Source organism: Actinoplanes sp. NPDC021490 (assembly GCF_055562135.1).
This window is the reverse complement of the sequence record NZ_JBVHFW010000001.1, coordinates 451,855-472,873: the sequence shown is the minus strand read 5'-3', so window position 1 is coordinate 472,873 and position 21,019 is coordinate 451,855. Positions and strand designations below refer to the sequence as shown.

At 68.7% G+C, this 21,019-nt stretch carries 14 protein-coding genes, 1 tRNA gene and 1 pseudogene; 9 read left to right on the top strand and 7 right to left on the bottom strand.

What is annotated here, in order from left to right:
• The first annotated feature begins 14 nt into the window (after positions 1-14).
• The 3 genes from ACZ3I4_RS02120 (at position 15) to ACZ3I4_RS02110 (ending at position 4,305) form a co-directional block, all read left to right on the top strand.
• Complete coding sequence (locus tag ACZ3I4_RS02120; protein WP_465379997.1) at positions 15-632, top strand: maleylpyruvate isomerase N-terminal domain-containing protein; 618 nt, start codon at positions 15-17, stop codon at positions 630-632.
• A gap of 102 nt (positions 633-734) precedes the next feature.
• Complete coding sequence (locus tag ACZ3I4_RS02115; RefSeq protein ID WP_465379996.1) at positions 735-3,500, top strand: FtsX-like permease family protein; 2,766 nt, start codon at positions 735-737, stop codon at positions 3,498-3,500.
• Entirely contained in the window at positions 3,490-4,305 is an 816-nt protein-coding gene (locus ACZ3I4_RS02110) for an ABC transporter ATP-binding protein (protein WP_465379995.1), read from the top strand. The genes ACZ3I4_RS02115 and ACZ3I4_RS02110 overlap by 11 nt, the downstream gene beginning before the upstream one ends.
• Positions 4,306-4,314: 9 nt before the next feature.
• Here ACZ3I4_RS02110 and ACZ3I4_RS02105 read toward each other — a convergent pair whose 3' ends face one another.
• Positions 4,315-6,819, bottom strand: coding sequence for an SNIPE associated domain-containing protein (locus ACZ3I4_RS02105; RefSeq protein ID WP_465379994.1), 2,505 nt, complete (start codon positions 6,817-6,819; stop codon positions 4,315-4,317).
• 111 nt (positions 6,820-6,930) lie between these two features.
• Positions 6,931-8,547, bottom strand: coding sequence for a chitinase (locus tag ACZ3I4_RS02100; protein WP_465379993.1), 1,617 nt, complete (start codon positions 8,545-8,547; stop codon positions 6,931-6,933).
• A gap of 340 nt (positions 8,548-8,887) precedes the next feature.
• On the opposite strand from ACZ3I4_RS02100, the gene ACZ3I4_RS02095 reads away from it, so the two are divergent.
• Positions 8,888-11,779 carry an EAL domain-containing protein gene (locus ACZ3I4_RS02095; protein ID WP_465379992.1) on the top strand — a complete coding sequence of 964 codons (2,892 nt, stop codon included), beginning with the start codon at positions 8,888-8,890 and terminating at the stop codon, positions 11,777-11,779.
• 15 nt (positions 11,780-11,794) lie between these two features.
• Here the strand turns inward: ACZ3I4_RS02095 and ACZ3I4_RS02090 are convergent, their stop codons facing one another.
• A complete protein-coding gene (locus ACZ3I4_RS02090; protein WP_465379991.1) occupies positions 11,795-11,989 on the bottom strand; it encodes a hypothetical protein in 195 nt (64 codons plus the stop codon).
• Between the two features lie 170 nt (positions 11,990-12,159).
• On the opposite strand from ACZ3I4_RS02090, the gene ACZ3I4_RS02085 reads away from it, so the two are divergent.
• The 3 genes from ACZ3I4_RS02085 to ACZ3I4_RS02075 are packed head-to-tail and all read left to right on the top strand — an operon-like array spanning position 12,160 to position 14,950.
• The gene (locus tag ACZ3I4_RS02085) at positions 12,160-12,870 is read left to right on the top strand and encodes an RNA polymerase sigma factor (protein ID WP_465379990.1); all 711 of its coding nucleotides are present in this window, start codon (positions 12,160-12,162) and stop codon (positions 12,868-12,870) included.
• Entirely contained in the window at positions 12,867-13,553 is a 687-nt protein-coding gene (locus tag ACZ3I4_RS02080; protein WP_465379989.1) for an RNA polymerase sigma factor, read from the top strand. Before ACZ3I4_RS02085 ends, ACZ3I4_RS02080 begins: the two co-directional genes overlap by 4 nt.
• Positions 13,550-14,950, top strand: coding sequence for a sensor domain-containing phosphodiesterase (locus ACZ3I4_RS02075; protein WP_465379988.1), 1,401 nt, complete (start codon positions 13,550-13,552; stop codon positions 14,948-14,950). Before ACZ3I4_RS02080 ends, ACZ3I4_RS02075 begins: the two co-directional genes overlap by 4 nt.
• A gap of 187 nt (positions 14,951-15,137) precedes the next feature.
• Here the strand turns inward: ACZ3I4_RS02075 and ACZ3I4_RS02070 are convergent, their stop codons facing one another.
• Positions 15,138-16,601: an amidase gene (locus ACZ3I4_RS02070; RefSeq protein ID WP_465379987.1), complete on the bottom strand. Its 1,464-nt coding sequence runs from the start codon at positions 16,599-16,601 to the stop codon at positions 15,138-15,140.
• A 151-nt stretch (positions 16,602-16,752) separates the two neighbouring features.
• On the opposite strand from ACZ3I4_RS02070, the pseudogene ACZ3I4_RS02065 reads away from it, so the two are divergent.
• Positions 16,753-17,310 (top strand): annotated as a pseudogene (locus ACZ3I4_RS02065) (hypothetical protein); the annotation flags it as partial.
• Between the two features lie 60 nt (positions 17,311-17,370).
• On the opposite strand, the gene ACZ3I4_RS02060 reads toward ACZ3I4_RS02065, so the two are convergent.
• Positions 17,371-17,505 (bottom strand): hypothetical protein, encoded by a 135-nt coding sequence (locus ACZ3I4_RS02060; RefSeq protein ID WP_465380464.1) that lies wholly within the window; start codon positions 17,503-17,505, stop codon positions 17,371-17,373.
• A 262-nt stretch (positions 17,506-17,767) separates the two neighbouring features.
• Positions 17,768-19,042: an ATP-binding protein gene (locus ACZ3I4_RS02055; RefSeq protein WP_465379986.1), complete on the bottom strand. Its 1,275-nt coding sequence runs from the start codon at positions 19,040-19,042 to the stop codon at positions 17,768-17,770.
• A 448-nt stretch (positions 19,043-19,490) separates the two neighbouring features.
• On the opposite strand from ACZ3I4_RS02055, the gene ACZ3I4_RS02050 reads away from it, so the two are divergent.
• Positions 19,491-19,585, top strand: a tRNA-OTHER gene (locus ACZ3I4_RS02050).
• Between the two features lie 110 nt (positions 19,586-19,695).
• Here ACZ3I4_RS02050 and ACZ3I4_RS02045 read toward each other — a convergent pair.
• On the bottom strand, positions 19,696-20,994 hold the full coding sequence (locus ACZ3I4_RS02045; RefSeq protein WP_465379985.1) for a hypothetical protein: 1,299 nt from the start codon (positions 20,992-20,994) through the stop codon (positions 19,696-19,698).
• Positions 20,995-21,019 lie beyond the last annotated feature (25 nt).

Below are 21,019 nucleotides of genomic sequence, written 5' to 3'. Positions count from 1 at the left end.
CACCTAATTGCTCCATGATCGCCGCAGACGTCACCAGAGCCGCCGCTCTCGCCCGCGAAACCCTCGCAGCGGCCACCGAGCTCGACTGGGAACAGCCGGCGGGCAAGTTGGAGTGGAGCTGCTGGGAGACCGTCGAGCACATGATCGACGACCTTTTCGCGTACGCCGCTCAGCTCGCGCCGGTGCACCCGTCGACCACCACGCACGTGCCGTTCGGCTGGCAGCAATTCCGCGAGGGCGGCCCCGAGCTGACCGTTTTCGTCGACCGCAAGGAGGGCCCGGCCGGGCTGCTGCAGGTCTTCGAGGCGAGCGCGGCCATGCTCGCGGCCCTGGTCGCCACGGTTCCGTCGGACCGGGTGTCGTTCCACTGGTACGGGCCGTCCGACGCGTCCGGCTTCGCCGCGATGGGGGTCATCGAGGTCCTCGTCCACACTTACGACGTGGCCGCCGGCCTGGGCCTCGACTGGTCGCCCCCGACCTACCTGTGCACGGGGGCGCTGCGCCGCCTGTTTCCGGACGCACCCGCCGGCCATGAGCCGTGGCCGGCCCTGCTGTGGTGCACCGGCCGGACGGAGCTGCCCGGCCACCCCCGGCGGACGTCGTGGACATGGGACGGCACCCCGACCTCGTAAGGGCCGAGCCTCGGCATCTTCCGTTGCGGGGTCGTGGGAGCGCACCCAGTGCGATAACTTCATCGGCAGTCGCCCCCGCAGGTTGACGGACTGAGGAGGCCCATGGCGCTCGGTGATCGGCTTGCCGTTGCGGCGCTGGTGGGTGGGCTGCGGCAGCGTGCCTGGACGGTGCTCACGCTGTGCGCGTTCGTGGTTCTGGCGGCGGCCGCGGCCGCCGGGCCGATGTTCGCCGAGGCTTCCGGCAACGCGGCCTTTCAGGCGCGGCGCGACCAGATTCCGGCGACCGCGCGGCAGAACGACGCGGCGGTGGTGCGGCTGTCGGCCAACGTCGGGCCCAGCAGCCTCGACCAGCAGAAGGTCATCGCCGATCTGCGCGAGGTCGACGGGCTGACCGAGCCCGACCTCACCGGCGGCTCGATCGGGGCCGAGCTGGCCAAGCCCAAGTTCTGGGGTTCCACCGTCAGCACGCGCGGCCGGACCGAGCGCGGCCGGCTGTTCGCCGTGGGTAAGCCGGCCGAGGAACTCATCGCGGTGGGTGACCCGACCGGCGGTGACGGATTGTGGCTGCCCGAGCCGGTGGCCGACGAGCTCGGCGCGAAGCCCGGCGACGAGGTCGTCCTGGCCGTCGTCACCGGCAGCCAGGGCACACCGAAGCGGGCGACCGCGAAGGTCAGCGGCGTCTACGCCGTCGACCCCGGCGGACGGCTTCCGAGGGACGTCAAGGGCAGCACGAAGTGGGCGCTCCGGAACGGCGATACGCCCGGCGACACCGAATACCGCACCCTGCCGGCGTACCTGCTGATCGGTGATGTGGCGACGGTCGAGCGCCTGGCCACGGCCGTGGAAGATCAGATCTTGTGGGCGGTCGAGGCCGAGCTCGAGCGGGGCGTCACCCTGAACGAGGCGGAGCGCACCGCGGCCGGCGTCGATCTCAAACGGCGGTACTACGCGACCGTACGACCGGTCGACGACGGCGAAGATCCGCTGGCGCTGAATTTCGCGAGCGGCATCGGCCGGATCGTCGCGACGGCGCAGGCCACGACCGAGACGGTACGCCAGCGAACCCGGCCGGTGGAGTGGGCGGCGATCGGCGTCGGGCTCGCCTCCGTGCTGGCCGTGGCGCTCCTGTCGGCCCGCCGCCGCGAGAGGGAACTGCGGCACACCGCGGCCGTCGGCATGTCACCGATCACCGTGGGTGGCCTGTGGATAGTGGAAAACGCGCTGCTGGCGGTGTTCGGCACCGCCCTCGGGTGGCTTGTCGCCTGGCAGCTCGTCGAGCGTTTCGGCCCGCCCGGCGCGATCGAGGAGTCGCTGCGACCGGCCGCGCTGACCGCGGCCGGCGCGACCGGCGCCGGCCTGGTGATGGTCGCGGTGGTCGGTGCGGTGGCGGCGGCCCGGCGCGTACGCCCGGCGCCTCCGGCCACGGCGAAGCGCTCGATCCCGTGGGGTCCGGTTCTGATCATCATGGCCCTGGTCGCCGCGGCGGGTCTGTCGCAGGCCGACGGCGTACGGGGTGTCGATCTGCTCGTGCCGTTGCTGGTGCTCGTCGCGGCCGGGGTGCTGGCCGGCTGGTTGCCCGCCCTGCTGAGCGGCGGCGGCAAGATCCCGTCGTCCTCGTCGCGCGCGGTCGTGTGGCTGGCCCGCCGGCGGCTCGGCTCGGGTGGCACCGAACGCCGGCTCACCGTACTGGTCGTGACGGCCGGGCTCGGCATGTTGCTGTTCGCTCTCTCGGCCGTTCACTCCACGGAGTCGTCGGCCGACGATCGGATCGCGGTGGCGGCCGGCGCCGAGGCGGTCGCGAAGCTGAACGGTTCGTGGGAGCTGGACAAGCAGGCGCCGTCGCAACCACCCGAGATTCCGAACCAGCGCGCTCCCGAGGGGCTGGTTCACGGCGTACGGGTGCCGCCTCTGCCCCCGGACAGCACGGCCGTGTGGCATGTGGACGTCACGACGCCGCTCGACGACGGCCAGCGGGATCTGCTGGTGATCGATCCCGAGCGGTTCGGCGACGTCGCGTTGTGGGGCACCGGTCCCGACTTGGCGGCCGCCCGTGCCGCCGTGTCCGCGCTGGCCGCCCGTCCCGCGGAGCCCGACGGCATGCCGCGCGCGATCGTGGTCGCCGATCCCTCGACCGCGGATGTCGACCTCGTACGGGTAACTATCGGTTACGACGCCCACAACCTCTCGATTGCCCACCGTGTCAACGCGTTCCCCGGCATGCGCGGCCGTCCCATGTACGTCGTCGTCGCCGACCCGATGTTCGCGCTGCTCGGCGTCAACGATCCCCGGCTGGTGCCGCGCACCGAGCTGGGCACCGGCCTGTTCGTCATCCAGACGTTCCTGTGGAGCTCACGCGGCGAACCCGGCATCCTGGCGGTCACCGAGCCCAAGGATGTGCAGCCGGAGCGGATCAGCACCGCCGAGGCCTTACGGCAGGAGGGCGCCTACGTCGCCACCAGCCGGGCCCGCGGCTATCAGCTGGCCATCGCCGGTTACTTGGCGTTGCTGGCCATCCTGACGCTCTGCATCTATGCCCAGCGCACCGCCGTGCTGCGCCGCCCGTCCGACCTCATGCTGGCCCGCATCGGCCTGGGCCGCGCCCGGATCACCCGCGCCCGTTCTCTGGAATTCGTACTTCTGGCCGCGCTCTCTTTCGCTTTCGCGGTAGCCGGCGTGGCCGTTTTCCTGCCGCTGGGCGGCCGATTGCTGGACGATCAGCCCGGTTTGTTACCGGCTTTCTCGTTCCAGTTCTCCCCGTCCGGCATAGCCATTACCGCCGGGGCCGCGGCCGCGGCCACCGTGCTGGCAGTCTTGGTGACCGCGGCGCGTTCGCCCGGTCTCGAGGAGGAGGCCTACCGTGACAACTGACCTGCTTGTGGGCCGCGAACTTCTCCAGCTGTACGCCGCCCGCACCGGTCCCACCCAGGCTCTGCGCGGCGTCGATGTCTCCGTCGTCGCCGGTCGGGTCAGCGCCATTACCGGCCCGTCCGGCAGCGGCAAATCCACCCTGCTGGCCGTGCTGGCCCTGCGGGAACGCCCCGCCGGCGGCGAACTACGCCATCGCGGCCGGCTGGTCTCTTCCCTGTCCCGGCGGGAACTGCAAAAACTGCGCCGCCGCGAAATAGGCTGGGTGGCCCAGCGCCCCACCCACAGCCTGTTTCCCCAATTGGACGCCCGAGGCCAGATCTCCCAGATAGCCCAGCTGCGCCGCGTCCGCGTCGACGTCGACGCCGCCCTGGCCGAGGTCTCTCTTTCGTCCCGCGCCACCGCCCACCCCGGCATCATGTCCGGCGGCGAACAACAACGCCTGGCCGTAGCCGCCGCCAGCGTAGGCCCACCCGCCCTCCTCATAGCCGACGAGCCCACAGCCGAACTCGACGACGAGTCAGCCGCCCTGGTCCTACGTCTCCTCCGCTCCCGGGCCGCCGAGGGCAGTGCGGTAGTAATAGCCACCCACGACGCCCGAGCAATAGCCGCCGCCGACACGGTCCTGCGCCTGCGCCACGGCGTCCTCTCCGGCGAACACGAATCAGGCCAGGACAGAACGGTAAGCATCGACGGCCTGGGCCGCCTCCAACTCCCCGAGGAAGCCTTGCCGCTTTTCCCCGAGGGCCGGGCAGTGGTCACGGTCGTCGACGACCATGTCGAGTTGCGACGTCCGAACGCGAGGTGAACGGATCCGTCAGCCGGCGGCGGAAGCCTGGGTACGGCTCTGGCGATATTCGAGCGCCTCGGGCAGTTCCTCGTACTGGAGAAGGTTGCCGGTCAATTCCATGAGGTGCTGCTTGGCCTCGGCCGGGGTCGCGTAGAAGAACTCGCGGCGCTGGTTGACGAGGTTGACGCGGCGGTCGGCCAGCCGTCCGTGCATCTGGGATTCGATGCCGACGGCATCGTCGGCGAAGAACAGGGCATGCACGTCGAAGGTGAACGGCACCGAGGCGTCGCCGAGTTCGCGTACGCGATCCATCGGCTCCAGGCGGCGGGTCATCCCCACCTTGATCATGTTTTCGCCGAAGGCACCGATGTTCGAGATGACATAGACGTAGCCGGCGCGGACGTTCGCGGCACGATAATCGACGTCCTGGATTGCCGTGTCGATTTGTTCGAGCCTCAGCTGGAGCTGCGCCATTCCTTCGGCGTCCCCGTTGGCGGCCAGCGCGGCCATGGCGTTGGCGTAGTGCTGCCGCTCCTTCTCGAGCCGAGCCCGTTCCCTCTCGATCTCCTGCTGGAGTCGGCGTTCCTCGCGGAGCCGGGCCTTCTCCTCGCGCTCCCGTTCCTTCTCCTCCGCCAGTTTCTCCTGATAGTCGGCGGTAAGACCCAATTCCCGTACGCGAAGCCGGTGGTATTCCTCGGAAACGCGGATGTCCATCGTCTTGCCGAGCCTCGCGATGGTGGCGGCGACCTTGCCGAGCCGTTCGACGGCGGCCTGCAGTTTGTACGGCTTGAGCGTACGGACCAGATTGTCGGCTTCGGCGTTGTAGGCGCGCAGCATCAGCTTGGAGTAATCACGCAGCATCGTGCGGCCGCGCGCCTCCGAACCGTTGACCTCCCAGCCGACGGCAACGTGCACCGCACCACCGTCCGGCCGGGCCATGACCTTGATCTGCTCCTGAAGACCGGCCAGAGCTTCCTGGTACGCGACGGCGTCGCTGAGCGGGTGCTGGTATTCGTAGATCCCGGCTTCTTGCAGCAGTGCCTTCTCCTCGGTGATCACGACCTGCTGCCGTAGCTCGTCGAGACGGTAGCGAAGCTGGGCCTGCTCGGTCCTGGCCCGGGCGGACTGGTCAGCGATCTCGTTGCGAAGGCGGAGGCGATAGTCCTCCAGCTCTTTGATCTCGAACACGCCGAGCCGGTTCATCTCGGCGCGGAGACCGTCCAGCTCGGCCCGGAGCGAGGTCACCTCGGCCGCCAGTTCGCGCGCTCGTCCGCGGGCGCCGAACAACGGAATCTCGCCGCTGTCGGGCGCGGCCGTTCGCTGAGCAGGCACAGACGCCGACGGCTGGTGAACGGACGGGGGCGGCTGCTGAGCGGGCGCGTGGTGAACCGGCTCCTGCGGCTGCTGAACGGGCGCTGCGACCGGGACGTGCTGCGCCGGGATCACGGGCGTCGCTGCGGCAGGCGCGTCCTCGACCCACAACTGCCATCCTGCTGGAAGCGGGCCCCAGGCCGGATCCGGCGTCCACCCGGCCGGAGGCGTCCAATTCGGAGGTGGCGGCGGCCAGTTCGGCGGCGGATTGAACCGGTAGCCGCCGATATTCGGAGACACCGGCGCGGGTGCCTCATGTTCCTGCTCCCTGCTCGGTGCGATCACGGGAGGGGCCGGAACGGCAACCACGGGAGCTACCGGAACGCTGGCTACGGGCGCGGCGGGAACGCCGGCCGGGGCCACCGCGGCCGGCGGGCGCGTCACGTCGGCAGGCGCCATGAGCCAGCTGTCCGGAAGGTCGTGGGCGCGGGCCGCGTACAGCACCACCTCGGTCTTGATCCGGTTGCCCTTCACAATCGCCCGGGCGACGGTCGTCTGCTCCTGCCGGGCGAGGTGCCGGAGGGCGGGCAGCAACTCACCGCTCATCCGCGGAGTCAGCTGGCCGATCCGCTGACCGTCGATGCGGACCTCTACGACGGTGCGTGAGCTTCGAGCCAGCTGCTCGGTCGTCTCGTGCAGAGTGGCATGAACCCAGCACTCTCCCTCGGGCCGCAGCCACCGGGCCAGCGACTCCAGGTGGTTCTCCTCGCCCGTGACCTGAATGGCGGCGCCGGCCGGGAGCATCGCATGGACCTCCCCCGGCTCCCGGTTCGCGGGCACGAGCATGTGCGGCTCGGCCAGCTCGAGACGAACCGATGCGCTCGGGCTGTGGCCCGACGGCCATGGCGCTGCCCACACCCGGGCCGACACCTGGGGCGTCCACCCCCGGGCCACCAACTCCATGAGCACCGGTGCGTAACGCTTGGCCTCGTCCCGGGGCAGATAGCCCACCTGTCCCGTGCCGGCCCAGACCGCCACCGCGTTCCGGTCGTGTTTGTTCAACGGCTCGGGGAGCAGCTGCACGGTGGTGGTCATCTCGCCCGCGTCCGTTTTGAGCCCGGCGCCGAACAGGGCTTTGATCGCGTTCGCGTAGTGCGATTCGCCGACGATATCCATCGAGGCCCAGCCCCGCTGGCCCCAGAGATCAAACGGTACGGACATGAATGCACCGTAGGGCGATTCGCGGGCCGCCCTCTCCCTCACCGTTCCGCCGAACCGTCAGCAACGACTATCCGGAAGGCAGGAAGCCGGCGACGGGCGTACCGAAAAGGGCTAGTTGGTTTTGGGCTCGCCCGGGATGTTGAAGAGCGGCTTCCAAGGATCGTCCGCGTCGATGGGGAACTCGGTCGACGGGGACTCGTCCTTTGTTGTCCACTTTGCCTCGTACGGCAAGCCGGTGAACAGCACGCGGTTACCTCGGCGATAGATGGTTCCGGGGGTCCAGACCTCGGATACCCCGGTTACCACCGGAATGGGCCGCGGCGCCTTTTCGACCGGGCTGACCGGGCCGATCACCGACCACGCGCTCTGGGTTCCGGCGGGTGGGGCGACGGCCGGGTCCTGGCCCGAGTTGGCCCACTTGGCCTCGTAGACGACGCCCTTCCAGACGACCTTGTAGCCGCCCGCGTACATGGCCGTCATCCGCCAGATCGGGTACGGGCTGGTCTTGGGGTCGTCGACCGTGGTGGCCTGGTTGGGGATCTCCACCGAGTCGTAGTTGTCGCTGCCCGCGGCCTTGCCGGGGAGGCCCGCGAAGACCTTGGAGAAGGCGAGCGCGTCCTGGTCGACGCCGCTGCAAGTGTTGGAGTGGACGACGACGTTGGCGAACGTGCCTCGGCAGGGGGCGTCACGGTTCAGGGACCACATGGACACCCGGCCCAGGCCGTTGTCGACGGCGAACGTGGCCAGGCCTTCGGCGTCGGCGAGGGTGAAGCGCTCGGCGTCGATGTCGTTCTGGCCGATCATCGGGGTGGCGCCGATCCGCGACCAGACCTGCGGCGACGTGAGCTTGCGGCCCAGGCGCAGGTAGAGGTCGGAGAGCTGCTTGTGCGTGCCGTTGAGCGCGCTGATGCTCAGGGCCAGCATGTTCGGGCGGGCCTCGCCGTTGTTGTAGTCCATCGTCATCACGTTGACGCCGCGCAGGTCGACGTCGCCCTCGAGCATGCCCCGGACCACCCCGACGCCGTCGTCGGTGAGGCCGCTCGGGCTGACCGGCAGCGTGAGCCACACCGTGAGCGGCTTGCCGGCGGCTTTCCGCTCTTTCTGCACGGCCGCGACCGCGTTGACCCGTCGTTGCCGGGACGCCTGGTCGGCCGTCGCCGTGCCCTCGATGTCCAGGTCGAGAGTCTTCACGTCGTACCTTTCAACCAGTTCCCGGTACGCCGCGGTCAGCCGCTGCTCGTCGGAGCACGCGACGGCCAGCTCGGAGTTGTTGAGCCCGCCCAGGCTGAGCGTGATGTCGCCGCCGGCCTGGCGGAGCTGCGCGATCCGGCGGTCGAGTTCGAGCAGATTGGCCGCCCCGTCCAGCGTGTACGCGCCACCCCAGCTCGGGCTGCAGGCGTTCTTGGGGTCGGCCACGACGAAGCCCAGCGCGACGTCGTTGGCCGGGTTCGCGGTGGGGTCCTGGAACTGGAACGTCGGGGTCAGCGTGACGTCCACGTACGGCACCGCCCACGACTTCGCGGTCGGGCCCGCGGTGTTGCGCAGGTGCACCACGCCGAGCGTGCCGCCCGCACCGGCCAGGCCGAGGACGAGCAGCAGGAGGATCAGCCGCGACCACGACAGCCTGTGCCGCGGTTGCTCCGGTTCCTGCCAGTTCGGGTCGGCCAGGGGGTCCCTGAGCGGGTCGTACTCGGGCCGCACGGCTACGTGTGTGGCGCGGTCCGTCATGAAAGCCCTTTCGATTTTCCGGGTCGCCACACGCTGGCCTACCGGAGCGGCTTTCGCGATCGGGTGAAAGGACGAGACCGGTGGGGCGCGTGGGGTCTTTCTTCGAACCGGAATCCGGAGCTGCAAATCCTGACCATGGGCCGACAATTCCGCGGACATCGCCGCGCGGTGTCGCCGCAAATCGCACCGAAAGGCCCAGACACGCATGCCACGCACACCGGCGGACCAGCGAAAACGGGACGCCCAGCGCCAATGGGGGGCCGACCGGCGGACGGACCCTCACCCGATCGTTCCGCCGCCGATCTCCGAAGGCCGGATCACTCGCGGCCGGCTCGCGATCGTGGTGACTATCACGGTCTGGGCGTGCTACGTCACATACACGATCATTCAGCAGTTCATTGCCGGCCACGCCTATTCGGTGCGGCTGACGATCGAGGCGATCGTGTATATGTTGGTCGTCACCGGACTGGCCGCGTCGGCGACCGCATATCTCATTACGCGGATCGGCTACTTCTATCGGGCGCGCGGCCATCAGCGGGCGCCGCGAATCATGCTCGACGAGTTCATCGGCGGGAAGATGCCGTCGGTGACGGTGCTCGTGCCGTCGTATCAGGAGGACGAGCGGACCAACCGCACGACACTGCTGTCCGCGGCGCTGCAGGAGTATCCCGGTCTGCGGGTGACGCTGCTGATCGACGACCCGCGGCAGCCGAAGACGCGCGTGGCGCGGGACATGCTGCTGGCCGCCCGTGCTCTGCCCGGTCAGATCGAGGCCGAGCTCAACGTCCCGTTCTATCGCGTCTCCAATGCGTTCGCGCACTTCGATGAGCAGGTGCGCATCCGCGGCGGCTATCTGGTCGTGATCGAGGACATGCGCCGGCTGGCCGACGAATACCGGTACGCCTCCGATTGGCTGTACGACCTGGGCGCCCGTCAGCAGATCGTCGACCACACCGACACGTTCTTCGTCGAGCACATCGTCAACCCGCTCGCGGCCGAACTCGGTCAGATCGCGGGTGCGCTCAACAAGGGCGCCGACGAGCAGGTCGCGCTGCCGATCGCGCGGATGAACCAGTTCTACAAGCGGCTGCTGGCCATCTTCGACGTGCAGGTGAGCAGCTTCGAGCGCAAGAAGTACGTGTCGCTGTCGCACGAGCCGAACAAGGCGATGAACCTGAACAGCTACATCGGGCTCATGGGCGGCGCGTATCAGGAGGTCAGCACGCCGCTGGGCACCGCGCTGGTGACGGCCGGGCCGAACCGCGCCGACCTGGTCGTGCCCAACCCGGACTACGTGCTCACGCTCGACGCGGACAGTGTCCTTCTGCCGGAATACGCCCTGCGTCTGGTTCATCTGCTCGAGCAGGGCGCGTTCGCGCATCACGCGGTCGCGCAGACGCCGTATTCGGCCTATCCCGGTTCGGCCACCCGGGTCGAGCGGATTTCCGGCGCCACGACCGACATCCAGTACATCGTGCACCAGGGCATGACGCATTACGGCGCCACGTTCTGGGTGGGCGCGAACGCGGTGCTGCGCAAGAATGCCCTGGACGAGATCTGCGAAGTCTCGTACGAGGGCGATTGGGAAATCAAACGGTACATCCAGGACCGTACGGTCATCGAGGACACCGAATCGACGATCGACCTCGGCGTACGGGGATGGCTGCTGCACAACTATCCGGAGCGGCTGGCCTACAGCGCCACACCGCCGGATTTCGGGTCGCTCTGCATTCAGCGTCAGCGCTGGGCCAACGGCGGCCTGCTCATCCTGTCGCGGTTGAAGGACCAGTTCCGGGCGAAGTCGAAGCGCGAGGACAAGAACCGCTTCGGCGAGTACTTCCTGCGTGTCAACTACATGGCCTCCATCTTCTGGAGTTCCGTGTGCCTGATCGTCATGCTGGCCTACCCGTTCAACAACGAGCTGCTCAACCCGATCCTGTTGCTCATTTCGGTGCCGTACTTCTTCATGATGTCGGCCGACCTGAAGCAGCTGGGCTACAAGCGGTCGGACATGTTGCGCATCTACGGCTTCAACCTGATTCTGCTGCCGGTCAACCTCTCGGGCAGCGTCGCCTCGCTACTTCAGTTGCTCACCGGCGAGAAGAGCGCCTTCAAACGTACGCCGAAGGTCCGCAATCGCACGACGGCGGCAAGCAGCTTCCTGATTCTGCCGCTCGCCCTGATCGCACTCTGCGTCTACACCATCTGGGTCGACATCGAGCACGAGCTCTGGAACAACATGGTGTTCGCCGTCCTCAACCTGACCCTTTCCCTGTACGCGATGGTGGCGTTCGTCGGTCTGGGCAACACGGTGGTCGACCTGCTCACGCACCTGCGCAATTGGCTGGTCCGCCCGGTCGCCCCGAAGCGGAGTCGAAAGCGCCGCACCAGCAAGAAAAGGGCGGCCATCGCACCCGCCACTCCGACCGCCGGCGTCGGCGACTGGGCGCAGGTGCTGCACTACCGCCACGAGACCGGAACCACCGCGGGCCAGACCACCGTACGGCTGCAGCGCAGTCAGACCGGTGACTGGAAAGCGTCGTCCTCGTCGTCCTCGCAGGCTCACGCGTTCGAGGAGTACAGCTTCTTCACCGTGTTCCAGCCGGTCTACAACATGATCAACGGCCATGTCGTCGGCTACGAGGCGCTCACCCGTTTCGCCGACGGCAGCAACCCGCGCGAGGCCCTCTCGTCGGCGGCCGCCCGCGGCGTGCACATCGCGCTCGACGCCGCCCTGATCCAGGCCGCGATCGCCTCGTCGAAGTCGCTGCCCAACGGCACCTGGCTGTCGGTCAACGCCACCGCCGACCTGCTGCGCCACCCACACGAACTGGCCCAGCTGCTGGCCGAGTCCCGGCGCCCCCTGGTGCTCGAGACCGGCGACGCCGAGGCGGCCGAGGTGGCCCGGCTCGGCGGCGGCGTACGGGTGGCCGTCGACGATCTGGGCGCCGGCTACGAAACCTTGTCCCTGGTCGAACACGTGCGCCCGGCGTTCCTCAAGCTGGGCGTGAACTCGATCGCCGGCATCGAGTCGTCGGGCGCCCGCCAGGCCTCGATCCGGGCCCTGGTCCAGTTCGCCGACCAGCACGGCTGCACGGTGATCGCCGAGGGCATCGAATCGGCGGCCCAGCGGGACGCCCTGGTGGCCTGCGGCGTGCCGTTCGGCCAGGGCTTCTATCTGGGCAAGCCGGTCCCGGTCGAGCGAGTGCTGGCCGGCGTCGGCGGCTGGTGATCCGTTCGCGTCGCCTCAGGTGATCAGGGGCGACAGGAGGGTCGCGACGAGAGTCATGCAGGCCACAACCGTCCCGCCGGCGCCGAGCGCGATCACCGACGGACGGCTGTGCTCGGCCCAGAGCAGGAAGCCCACGAACCCTCCGGCGATCAACGCGACGGCGAACGCCACCGCGTAGACGAGGGTCGTGAGCAGCACGTTTCTGTCCATTGTCTAGCCTTCCGGAGGTCGGGTCTGCTGTCGTCCTCGTTGTCAGCGGAACGAGCCTGAGCCCACGTCCTCGGGAAAGTCTTCGAGGCGGTGACGTTCGCGTGGGTTCGGGCGATCGGCGGCACAGAGAAGGCACGACATCAGTGCGCCCCGAAAGACGGTGATGGCAAATGGCCGGTCCCCCGGACGCCGGCGACGAGGAGGACGGCCGCGCGGGCAACCGCGCGGCCGATCCTCTGCGGCTGGCGTGGGACATCAAGGCCTGGGAGGCGGTCACCGGCGACCAGTTCTCCGGGCCTCGCTACGACCGGCTGGTCGACCAGCTGATCCGATATGCGCTGCCGAGAATGCAGAGCGCGATCGGCTCGGGACGCATCTTCACCCTCTGCCATGAACGGAACTCGCAGATCCGGCTCTGGTCCCCGGCGAGCTGGACCGCCCAGGACCACGAGGAACTGGCGTCCAGCCTGGTGGTCAGGGCCCTCGAGCGCTTCCACCGGTCAGCCCGGGAAGGCCGCGGCTGGTCACCGACCGGCGGGGCGACTCTCGCGACCTACTTCATGGGTCAATGCATCGACGAGTTCCCCAACCAGTTCCGCGCCTGGCTGACGGCGAACCGGAAACGGGCGCTCGACGATCTGGTGCCGGAGTCGCTGCCCTCGGTCCGGCCCGCGCTCGACGGTGCGGGAGAGGCCGCACGGGACGAGTTGCGGGAACGACTCGGACGGCTCCGGCCACCCCAGCGAACCGCGATCTATCTGCAGGCACAGGGTTACGACCAGAAGGAGATCGCGGAATGGATGGGCCGGTCGGTGCGTGCGGTTGAGGGGCTGATCCGACGAGGTCGACAGCAGCTCGATCAGCAGGAGGCCCGAACATGAGCAACAACCCGACGAGCGCAACCGCAGCCGCGGCGGCCTTCGCCGCAACGACCCAGGCGGTCGCGCGCTCCTTGACGAGCGCCCGTTCGATGCCGGCCACCGACCTCACCGAGTTCGAGGACTGGCTGCGTCACGGATCGCTGGCCGGAGCCGGAACCGTGGATCAGGCCGGCATCGATCGGGTTCGCACCCGGGCCGGTGTGCCCCGTACGCCGACCCCGGACAGCCTCGACGCGACGTTCCGGGACTTCGCCCACGAGAGCATTCCCCTGGTCACACGGTTTCTGGCGCGGATCTGCCCGGACAGCGCCATGGTCGAGGAAGCGGTCCAGGAGGCGTTCCTCGTCGCCCTGTCCAAGTGGGCGGATGTCTCCCGGACCGATCGGACGCTGGCCTGGGTCCGCAAGGCCGCGATCATGAAACTCCAGAAGCTGATGCGGGATCGCCCCGATCCCGATCCCGAAGCCGGCGAGGCTGGTCCTTTGCTGCTGCGGTTGATGCAGCACCTCCCGATGCGGGAACGCGCGGTGTTCGCCATGATGATGGACGACTGCTCGGACGAAGAGATCGCCTGGGAACTGGACCTGGCCACCACCACGGTCCGGGCCGTCCGGGCCGACGCTCAGCGGCGGATGACGCAGCTCGCCAAGCAGGCGGCACCACCGGACGGGAGGCCGTCATGAAGCTCGACGATCTCGTGGCCCTGGCCCGCCGGGACGAGCCGAGTCCCATCGAGCTCGCCCGCGCTCGGCGCACCACCTCCCGCATCGAGTCCGAGTACCGCCGGTTACGGGCCGAGGGGGCCGATGTCACGTCCGACAGTGAGTCGTACCCGCCGCTCACGGCCGACGCCGACGAGCTCACCCGGATAGCCCGCGCGGCGCAGCTGATGCAGCTCGGCGCGGTCGTGTGGGACAAGCGGCGAAGGGTGCTCTCCTGGTCGGACGAAGTCTCGATGATCACCGGGTATCCGCCCGGCGCCGTACGTCCTTCCAGGCGGCAGCTGCTCGCCCTGGTCCATCCGGACGACCGGCGGGCAGTCTGCCGCGTGGTCCGGCGGGCATGGCGTGAGCAGACCCCAGCCGAGGTGACCTGCCGCGTGGTCTGCGCCGACAGCGGCATCCGCTACGTCCGCGGCTTCGTCGAGGTCGTCGCCGGCGAGGACGGCCCGCACGGCATGATCATCACGTGCCGTGACGTGAGCGGCGTGGAGTCGGCCCGGCGGGAACACACGCGGCTGGCCCGGCGCCGCGATCGGCCGCTCGCCGACGTGCCGGCCGTGCGGCACCGGGAACGTCCGGCCGAGGATCAGCGGAAGCTCCAGGCGGCACGCGTACGCGCCGCCGTGGCGAACAGCCGGTTCGTGCTCTACGCCCAGCCCCAGCTGGACCTGGAGGTCAACCGGATCAGCCGGCATCAGGTTCTCCTCCGTGTGCTCGACCGCACCGGGCGGGCCCTCCCACCGCTCTCCTTGCTGGAGACGGCCGCCTGGATCGGCGAGATCCCGCCGGTCGACCGCTGGGTGATCGACTCCGCGCTGAAGCTGATCGGCCAGAGCTCGCAGACCTCGCACTACCAGCTCAGCGTGTCCGGCGACTCCCTGACCGCCGTACCCGACCTGATTCGTCATGTCGAGCAGGTCCTGGGGCACCACGGGGTCGCCCCGGAGTGCATGACCTTCGCGATCACCGGATCGGCTCTGGCCGGCAATCCCGGCGAAGCCCGGCGGCTCGCCCGGGAACTGCGGAATTGGGGCTGCCTGTTCGCGATCGACGACTTCCGACCGGATGAAACCGCTGAGGACTACCTCCGCTCGGTGCCGATCGACCTCGTGACCGTTCGCTACCCGGACAGCATCGCCCTGCAGCCCCTCCTACCGATGTGCCGTGACCTCGGCGTCCGTACCGCGGCGCACGATGTTCCGGATCACGCCGCCATCGAGCGGCTACGCCACCACGGCGTCGACTTCGCCCGGGGCGGCCCGGTTGGTGCGCCCGAGCCACTGATCGCCACCGCTCGGACTTCCGCCTTCGTGGAGCTGGAGCTCCGCCGGCCGGTCGAGCGGGCCGCCGTCATCTAGGAGCTGTCGACAGGGGTTGATGGCAGTACGTGTTCCCCGCGAGGATTCGTGTGCGTCACTCTCGTGTCCGTTAGAACCGACGCGCCGGGTCCGGATGCTGCGGTCGCGGACGGCGGAATGCCGTTAGAACAGCACCGGCCGGGCCCGGCCGATCGTCATGGAGTTCGTGGTGACCGGCGACCTGGGGTCATAGTGAGGGCGGCCGGGTGAAGCCGCCGAATTCGCGGTCGAGCAGTTCGGCGAAGCGGATCGGGGTGTGGTCCTCGAGGAGCGGGCCGATCAGCTGGACGCCGATGGGCAGCCCTCGCGCCGAGCGGGTGACCGGCACGGCGGTCGACGGAAGGCCAGGCGCCGTCGCCATGCCGGCCCACGCCAGCTGATCGAAGTAGTCGTGTTGCTCGCCGTCGATCGGGATCGTGCGCGTCCACATCGGCTCGCTGTGGTCGTGCGGGAAGGCCGGGGTCGAGAACACCGGCGCGACCACGATGTCGACGTCGGTGAACAGCTCGGCCCACTGGGCCCGCTGGTCGGCACGGACGGAGTCGGCCGCGACCCAGTCGCGGTGGGACAGGACCATACCCCGAAACCGCTCGGCGGACAGCGAGGTATCGGACTCGTCGAGGGCGTCCGCGGCCGCGAGAACGGCCGCGTAGACCTCGGGCGGGAAACCGGCCGCGATGCTCGACTGCAGCAGGCGCATGTAGCAGCGGGCGCCCTCGGCCAGATCGGGCAGCAGCGGGCTGTGCCGCCGGACCGTCACCCCGGCCGCCTCCAGCCGCGCGGCCAGGTCATCGATCGCGGCGCTCACCTCGGACGAGACCGGGACGAGCGGGTGCGCCGGAAGGACCAGGACCCGGTACGCACCCAGGTCGTCGTGCCGGGCCGGGCGCAACGCGGTCCGGTAGGCGAGGCCCGGGCCGGCCTCGTCGGGATCGCAGAGCAGGCGGACCATCATCGCGAGGTCGGCCGCGCTGCGCGCCATCGGCCCGATAACACCCAGGTCGCCGCCGAACTCGGGAAGCGGCCGGGTGCCCGGGAAGGTGTGCCCCCGCAACGGAAGCAGCCCAACCGAGGGCTTGTGCGCGTACACCCCGGAGAAATGCGCCGGCACACGCAGCGAGCCGCCGATGTCCGACCCCATCGACACCGCGCCGAACCCGGCCGCGAGGGCCGCGGCCGACCCACCGGACGAGCCACCCGGCGTACGCCCAAGGTCCCAAGGATTGTTCGTGGAGCCGTAGATCGCGTTGTAGGACTGGAAATCGCCCAGCGCGACCGGCACATTCGCCTTGCCGAGGATCACCGCCCCAGCCGCCTTGAGCCGGGCCACCGCGACCGCATCGGCGTTTGCCACGTGATCCTTGAACTGCCGAAATCCCCAGGTCGTGGGCAGCCCGGCAACGTCGATCGAGTCCTTGATGGTCATCGGGACGCCGTGCAAGGGCCCGACCTCGCCCTTGGCCCGCGCCGCATCGGCGTCACGCGCCGCCGCCAGGGCTCGCTCGAAGTCGCGCACGCAGATCGCGTTGATGTCGCCATCAAGCCGTTCGATCCGGGCGATCGCGGCCGCGGTCAATTCGACCGCCGACACCTCGCCGCGGCCCATCGCCGCCGCCAGTTCAGCCGCGGTCGAGTACGCGTAGTCGGCCATGCCCTACACCTTGCCCCACCGAGTCGAAACCCAGAACTCAATTCCGGTCACCCAGGCGCGGCCGAAGATCGTGGACCTCGGGTGGGACGCCCGAGTGGTCTCCTCGATCAGGCGCCCGGTGAAACGACAGCCCACAAACCCGTAGCACCCGATGCCACGCTGGGTGCGGGCAGTTCGCGGCCGGGAAGTACGCTCTCCCCAGCCGCGAACGGGAGGAGCCCGTAGCCGTGCCTCGCTATCCCTGGCACGAACTACCGTCCGCCGTCAGAGCAGAGGTCGTCAACCGCACAGGGCCGATAGCCCAGGTGACACCGGTCGAGGCCGGGGTGCTCTCCGACGTCGCGGTCATTCTGGGAACCCGTACGGGCCGCGTCTTCTGCAAAGGCGTCGCCGCCGACAATCCCCTGGGCTGGATGCAGGTCGGCATCCTGATCTGGCCCCAGGCTCGCCTGATCTGCCCGCAGTGGCGGCTGCTTTGAGCGTGACGGCAACCAAGCTCACGCCGTGCCCCGCAGCCCAAGTGCAGTCGGCCACCGCCCGATGGGCCGACCACATTCCAGCCGAGATGGTCGACGGCAACACACTGATCCACACGGACGTCACCCCGTACAACTTCCTTCTCCATGACGGCGGCGTAACCCTCGTGGGCTGGTCGATGCCATGCCGCGGAGCCGCGTGGATCGACACCGCTCTCATGGTCATTCGGCCGGTTCGCGCCGGTCACAGCCCGGAGCAAGCAGAAGCTTGGGCCGGCGGGATCCCCGTGTGGTCAGCCGTTCGCCGGGAGGCCGTCGATGCTTTCGCCGCCGGGATTGCCGCCTTGAGCCGCGAACGCGAACAGCAACGACCGTCCGCCAGTCACCTCGGCCCACTCGCTGACGCCGCGGCCCGTTGGAGCAGTCACCGGTCGAAACCACGCGCCGAGGCACCTCGTGCGTGACGCACCCAGTGACGCTGCCGCAGGAATCGCACCCCGCGGTACCGAGGCGAAGGTCTAGTCGACGTGCTCCCACCAGGGGCGGACACGGAGCGTCGTTCAGGACCGGCTCCAGGCGCCGGCGGCATCACCACTGGCAGGACGGTAGACCACGGTGAGTAAGTGCCAGTACTACTCCTCCCACGCCCGTCCAAGGAGGCCGAAGGTCGCTGGCTCCATGCGCCGGTTGTCAGGGTTTGAGCAAGCAGAGCGGGATCACCGCGATTCCGTCCGCGCGGCGGTACGCCTCAGACCCGGTGGTGATGACCGCCGCATCGAGTAGGTCGTCGCCGAGTTGCCCGCGCAGCCAGGTGAGGTGACGGACATCGTCATCGCTCACCGACGGAGACAGCTTGACCTCGAGCGCCACGATTCGTTGATCGGCGCGCTGGATGATGAGATCCACCTCGTGCCGACTGTCCCAGGTGCGCAGGTGATGAACCGTGGCTTCAGCTGCCTGCGCGTAGACCCGCGCGCTGAGCGTCACCAGCGACTCGAACAAGGCGCCCAGCAGGGGACCGGGCCGGCGTACGGCCGTGGCCGGTGCTGAATCGTCGAGCAGAGCGGGTACGTCTACACCGAGGAGCCGGGCGGCGAGTGCCGGATCGGCCAGGTGGTGTTTCGGTGCGGCGCCGAGTCTGCTGAACGCGCTGCGGCTGGGCAGCCAGCCGGGCACGGGATCGAGCAGCCACAGTTGCGACAGCACGTCGCGGTAAACAGTCGTTGTCGTCTTGGCCGGCTTGTTGGTCTCGCCGGGTGTCGCCGCGTCGAGGATGGCGTTGTAGGAACTGGTGGTTGCCGTCGCGGCGGCGTACGCGGCCAGCCACCCGCGCAGGGTGTCGGGGCGGCGTACCAGGTGGCCTTGCTCGGGGAAGTCTCGTTCGACGATACGGTTCAGGTAGCCGTCGAGCTGTGCCCGGCGAGCGCGCGGCGGCAGTTGACGGATGGCGGGGAATCCGGAGCGCACGATCTCCTCGGCGTAATCGACCAGGCTCAACGCAGTGCCTCCGCCCACGGCCGGCCGCCGTCCGGTAAGCAACTCCCCAAGACTGACCGTTGGCTCCCCCAAGGCCCGCTCGGCAAGGCTCATCGGTCGCATCCGAAGCTGGACGATTCGCCCGGCTCCGGAATGTGTCGGCGCGGACGTAGGGGTGGCGCTGCCGGTCAACAGGAACCGGGCCGGTGCGGGATTACGGTCGACGCTGCGCCGCACAAAGTCCCAGACTGCCGGTTCGCGCTGCCACTCGTCGATGAGAACCGGTGTCGATGCGCGGTCGAGGCGCTGCGGGTCGGCGGTAAGCAGTTCCCGCTGTGTCGCGTCGTCCATGGCGAAGACGGTGGCGGCGCGCCGCTGGGCCGTCGCAGTCTTCCCGACGCCCTTCGGCCCCTCGAGACTGATGGCAGGCAAGCCGCCGAGAAGCTCATCCAGCTCTTGATCGACGGCCCGTAACTGATATGGCAACACATTGCAACGCTACCGTAGACGCGTCTCAAAGGCTACCGTTCACACATCAGTTAGGCTGCCATTGGCACGGATCCAAGACTCCCACCGGTCCAGTGACCGACATCCCGGTCTTGCTGAAGTCAACATGTCGTGGCGGCGGAAAGCCACGCGCCGCCGCAGAAGGCGCACCCCACGGTGCCGGTGCACGAACATCGCCTGACCCTCGCGAACATCAAGTCGTGCCGAAAATGTTCCTCGAGCTCAGAGGTCGCCGCGAGTGCTACGAAGGTGCTCGGCGATTGAATGGCACCCGCGGTCACCGCCGGGCACGCCGGGCCGCGTGTGCGCGGAAATTGCTCCCACCAGCAACGGAATTGCCCACCGGTCGACCAGATGGCACCCGTTGGGGCCGCGACGGGACGCCCGGGCACTCGTGGGTATCCCCAGGTCGGTACGATATGGGCCGTAGGCCCTCGTAGCTCAGGGGATAGAGCATCGGTTTCCTAATGCCGACAGATGTCGGGCCTTCGCGCGCACTACCTGCAAGAATGCCACTCGAGGGCGCCGCATTTGTAGAGCCATTGCTCAATGCATGCTCCGCGGGTCGAGCGATCGACGTCCTGGTCAGCGGCAAAACTGCTGGGCCAGTAGGAGCAGCAGTAGCGCAGGCACACCTACGCGGTCAGTGCGGGGAACACCACCACCGAGCCGTCCTCGTTGCGGGCAATCTCAACAGCCACGTCCGTGGCGCGGCTGTTGACGACGACCCCGTCGCTCAGCTTGTGAATCCGGTTCGCCGCGCGCATCAGACGATCTACTTCACCGGTCGTGAAGACAGGCAGCAGACCGTGCGGACGTGCCAGATCTAGCGCCGACAGCTGTGTCAGGACACCGGCTATATCCGACTCCAGTTTGTCGAGGCGCTGCTGATCGGCCCTGAGTGCCCGGGTGAAATTCTCGAACAAGTTGCCCGGATCGCTCTGCGCGTGGTCCACGGCCTGCAGGATGATGACACGCCTCTTCAACGCTATGGCCAAGGCGGCGAGTTCGAGGTGAGTGCGGAAGATGCCGCCGTGCACGTCGACGCCGGGAAACGATTTGGTCAGCGTGTCGATCTCGACAGCCTTGCCGTCGGGCAGCTTGTCGAGTGCTTTCTGCCAACGGGCGAGGCGGCGGTCGGTCGCGGCCAATGCCTTGCCGATGGCATGCACTGCCGAGTCAAGTCCGAGCGAGACACCAAGTTTGCCCTGGTCGAGGAGGATGGCGGTGGCTTTGTCGATGGCGTCGCGGCACCCGTCGAGTTCGCTGCGCTCGTCACCGAGCTTCTCGTCGTGCAGTTGCTCCAGCAGTTCTGTGATCCGTTCGACCGCCTGCTGGCGCCTGTAGTCGGCGTGCGCGCTTACCCCGACCGCTACAGCCATGAGCACGAGCGGCGCGGCTACGGTGAGCGCCGCGCTGCCAGCGACCGCTGCACCCGCCGTTGCACCAGCTCCACCGACCGCGCCGGCTGCTGCCGCCTTACCGACTGGCACGAACGTCGCGTTCGCTGCGATACCTGTCGAGTTCACGAGTGTGCCGTAGATGCCACCGGCCGCCGCCTTCGACGCCATCGGGCGGACGATGCCCTGACCCAGTTGAGCGGCAACCTTTGCCGGAACCACCATGCGATACAGGCCTTCGCCGGCAGCAGCCGTCCCCGAGGAACTTCGCGCTGTTTGAGTGATGAGCTGCGACAGGTGCTGCGCCAACGGACTCGCGGCATCGAGCGGGATACCGCGGCTGCGATCGATATTGCCGGGTAGCGGATGTACCTCAAGTGTGGCAATAGGTTCGGTGGCCAGCGCGGCCAACGCACCGCGCAGCTCCGACAAGCGCTCAGCCGTCATCGGCTCGTCTCCGGTCAGCGCCGGCACCCGGCCGTGTCCGGTCCCCAGCGTCCACACCGGCACGATTGCCTTGTCGTCGTCAGTCATCGTCTCCCCTTGGTCCCGGCAAGAG

Bases quoted from the DNA above. Each gene is read 5' to 3' on its own strand.
- ACZ3I4_RS02120 (WP_465379997.1), top strand. From the start codon at position 15: ATGATCGCCGCAGACGTCACCAGAGCCGCCGCTCTCGCCCGCGAAACC.
- ACZ3I4_RS02115 (WP_465379996.1), top strand. From the start codon at position 735: ATGGCGCTCGGTGATCGGCTTGCCGTTGCGGCGCTGGTGGGTGGGCTG.
- ACZ3I4_RS02105 (WP_465379994.1), bottom strand. From the start codon at position 6,819: ATGTCCGTACCGTTTGATCTCTGGGGCCAGCGGGGCTGGGCCTCGATG.
- ACZ3I4_RS02100 (WP_465379993.1), bottom strand. From the start codon at position 8,547: ATGACGGACCGCGCCACACACGTAGCCGTGCGGCCCGAGTACGACCCG.
- ACZ3I4_RS02090 (WP_465379991.1), bottom strand. From the start codon at position 11,989: ATGGACAGAAACGTGCTGCTCACGACCCTCGTCTACGCGGTGGCGTTC.
- ACZ3I4_RS02085 (WP_465379990.1), top strand. From the start codon at position 12,160: ATGGCCGGTCCCCCGGACGCCGGCGACGAGGAGGACGGCCGCGCGGGC.
- ACZ3I4_RS02080 (WP_465379989.1), top strand. From the start codon at position 12,867: ATGAGCAACAACCCGACGAGCGCAACCGCAGCCGCGGCGGCCTTCGCC.
- ACZ3I4_RS02075 (WP_465379988.1), top strand. From the start codon at position 13,550: ATGAAGCTCGACGATCTCGTGGCCCTGGCCCGCCGGGACGAGCCGAGT.
- ACZ3I4_RS02070 (WP_465379987.1), bottom strand. From the start codon at position 16,601: ATGGCCGACTACGCGTACTCGACCGCGGCTGAACTGGCGGCGGCGATG.
- ACZ3I4_RS02045 (WP_465379985.1), bottom strand. From the start codon at position 20,994: ATGACTGACGACGACAAGGCAATCGTGCCGGTGTGGACGCTGGGGACC.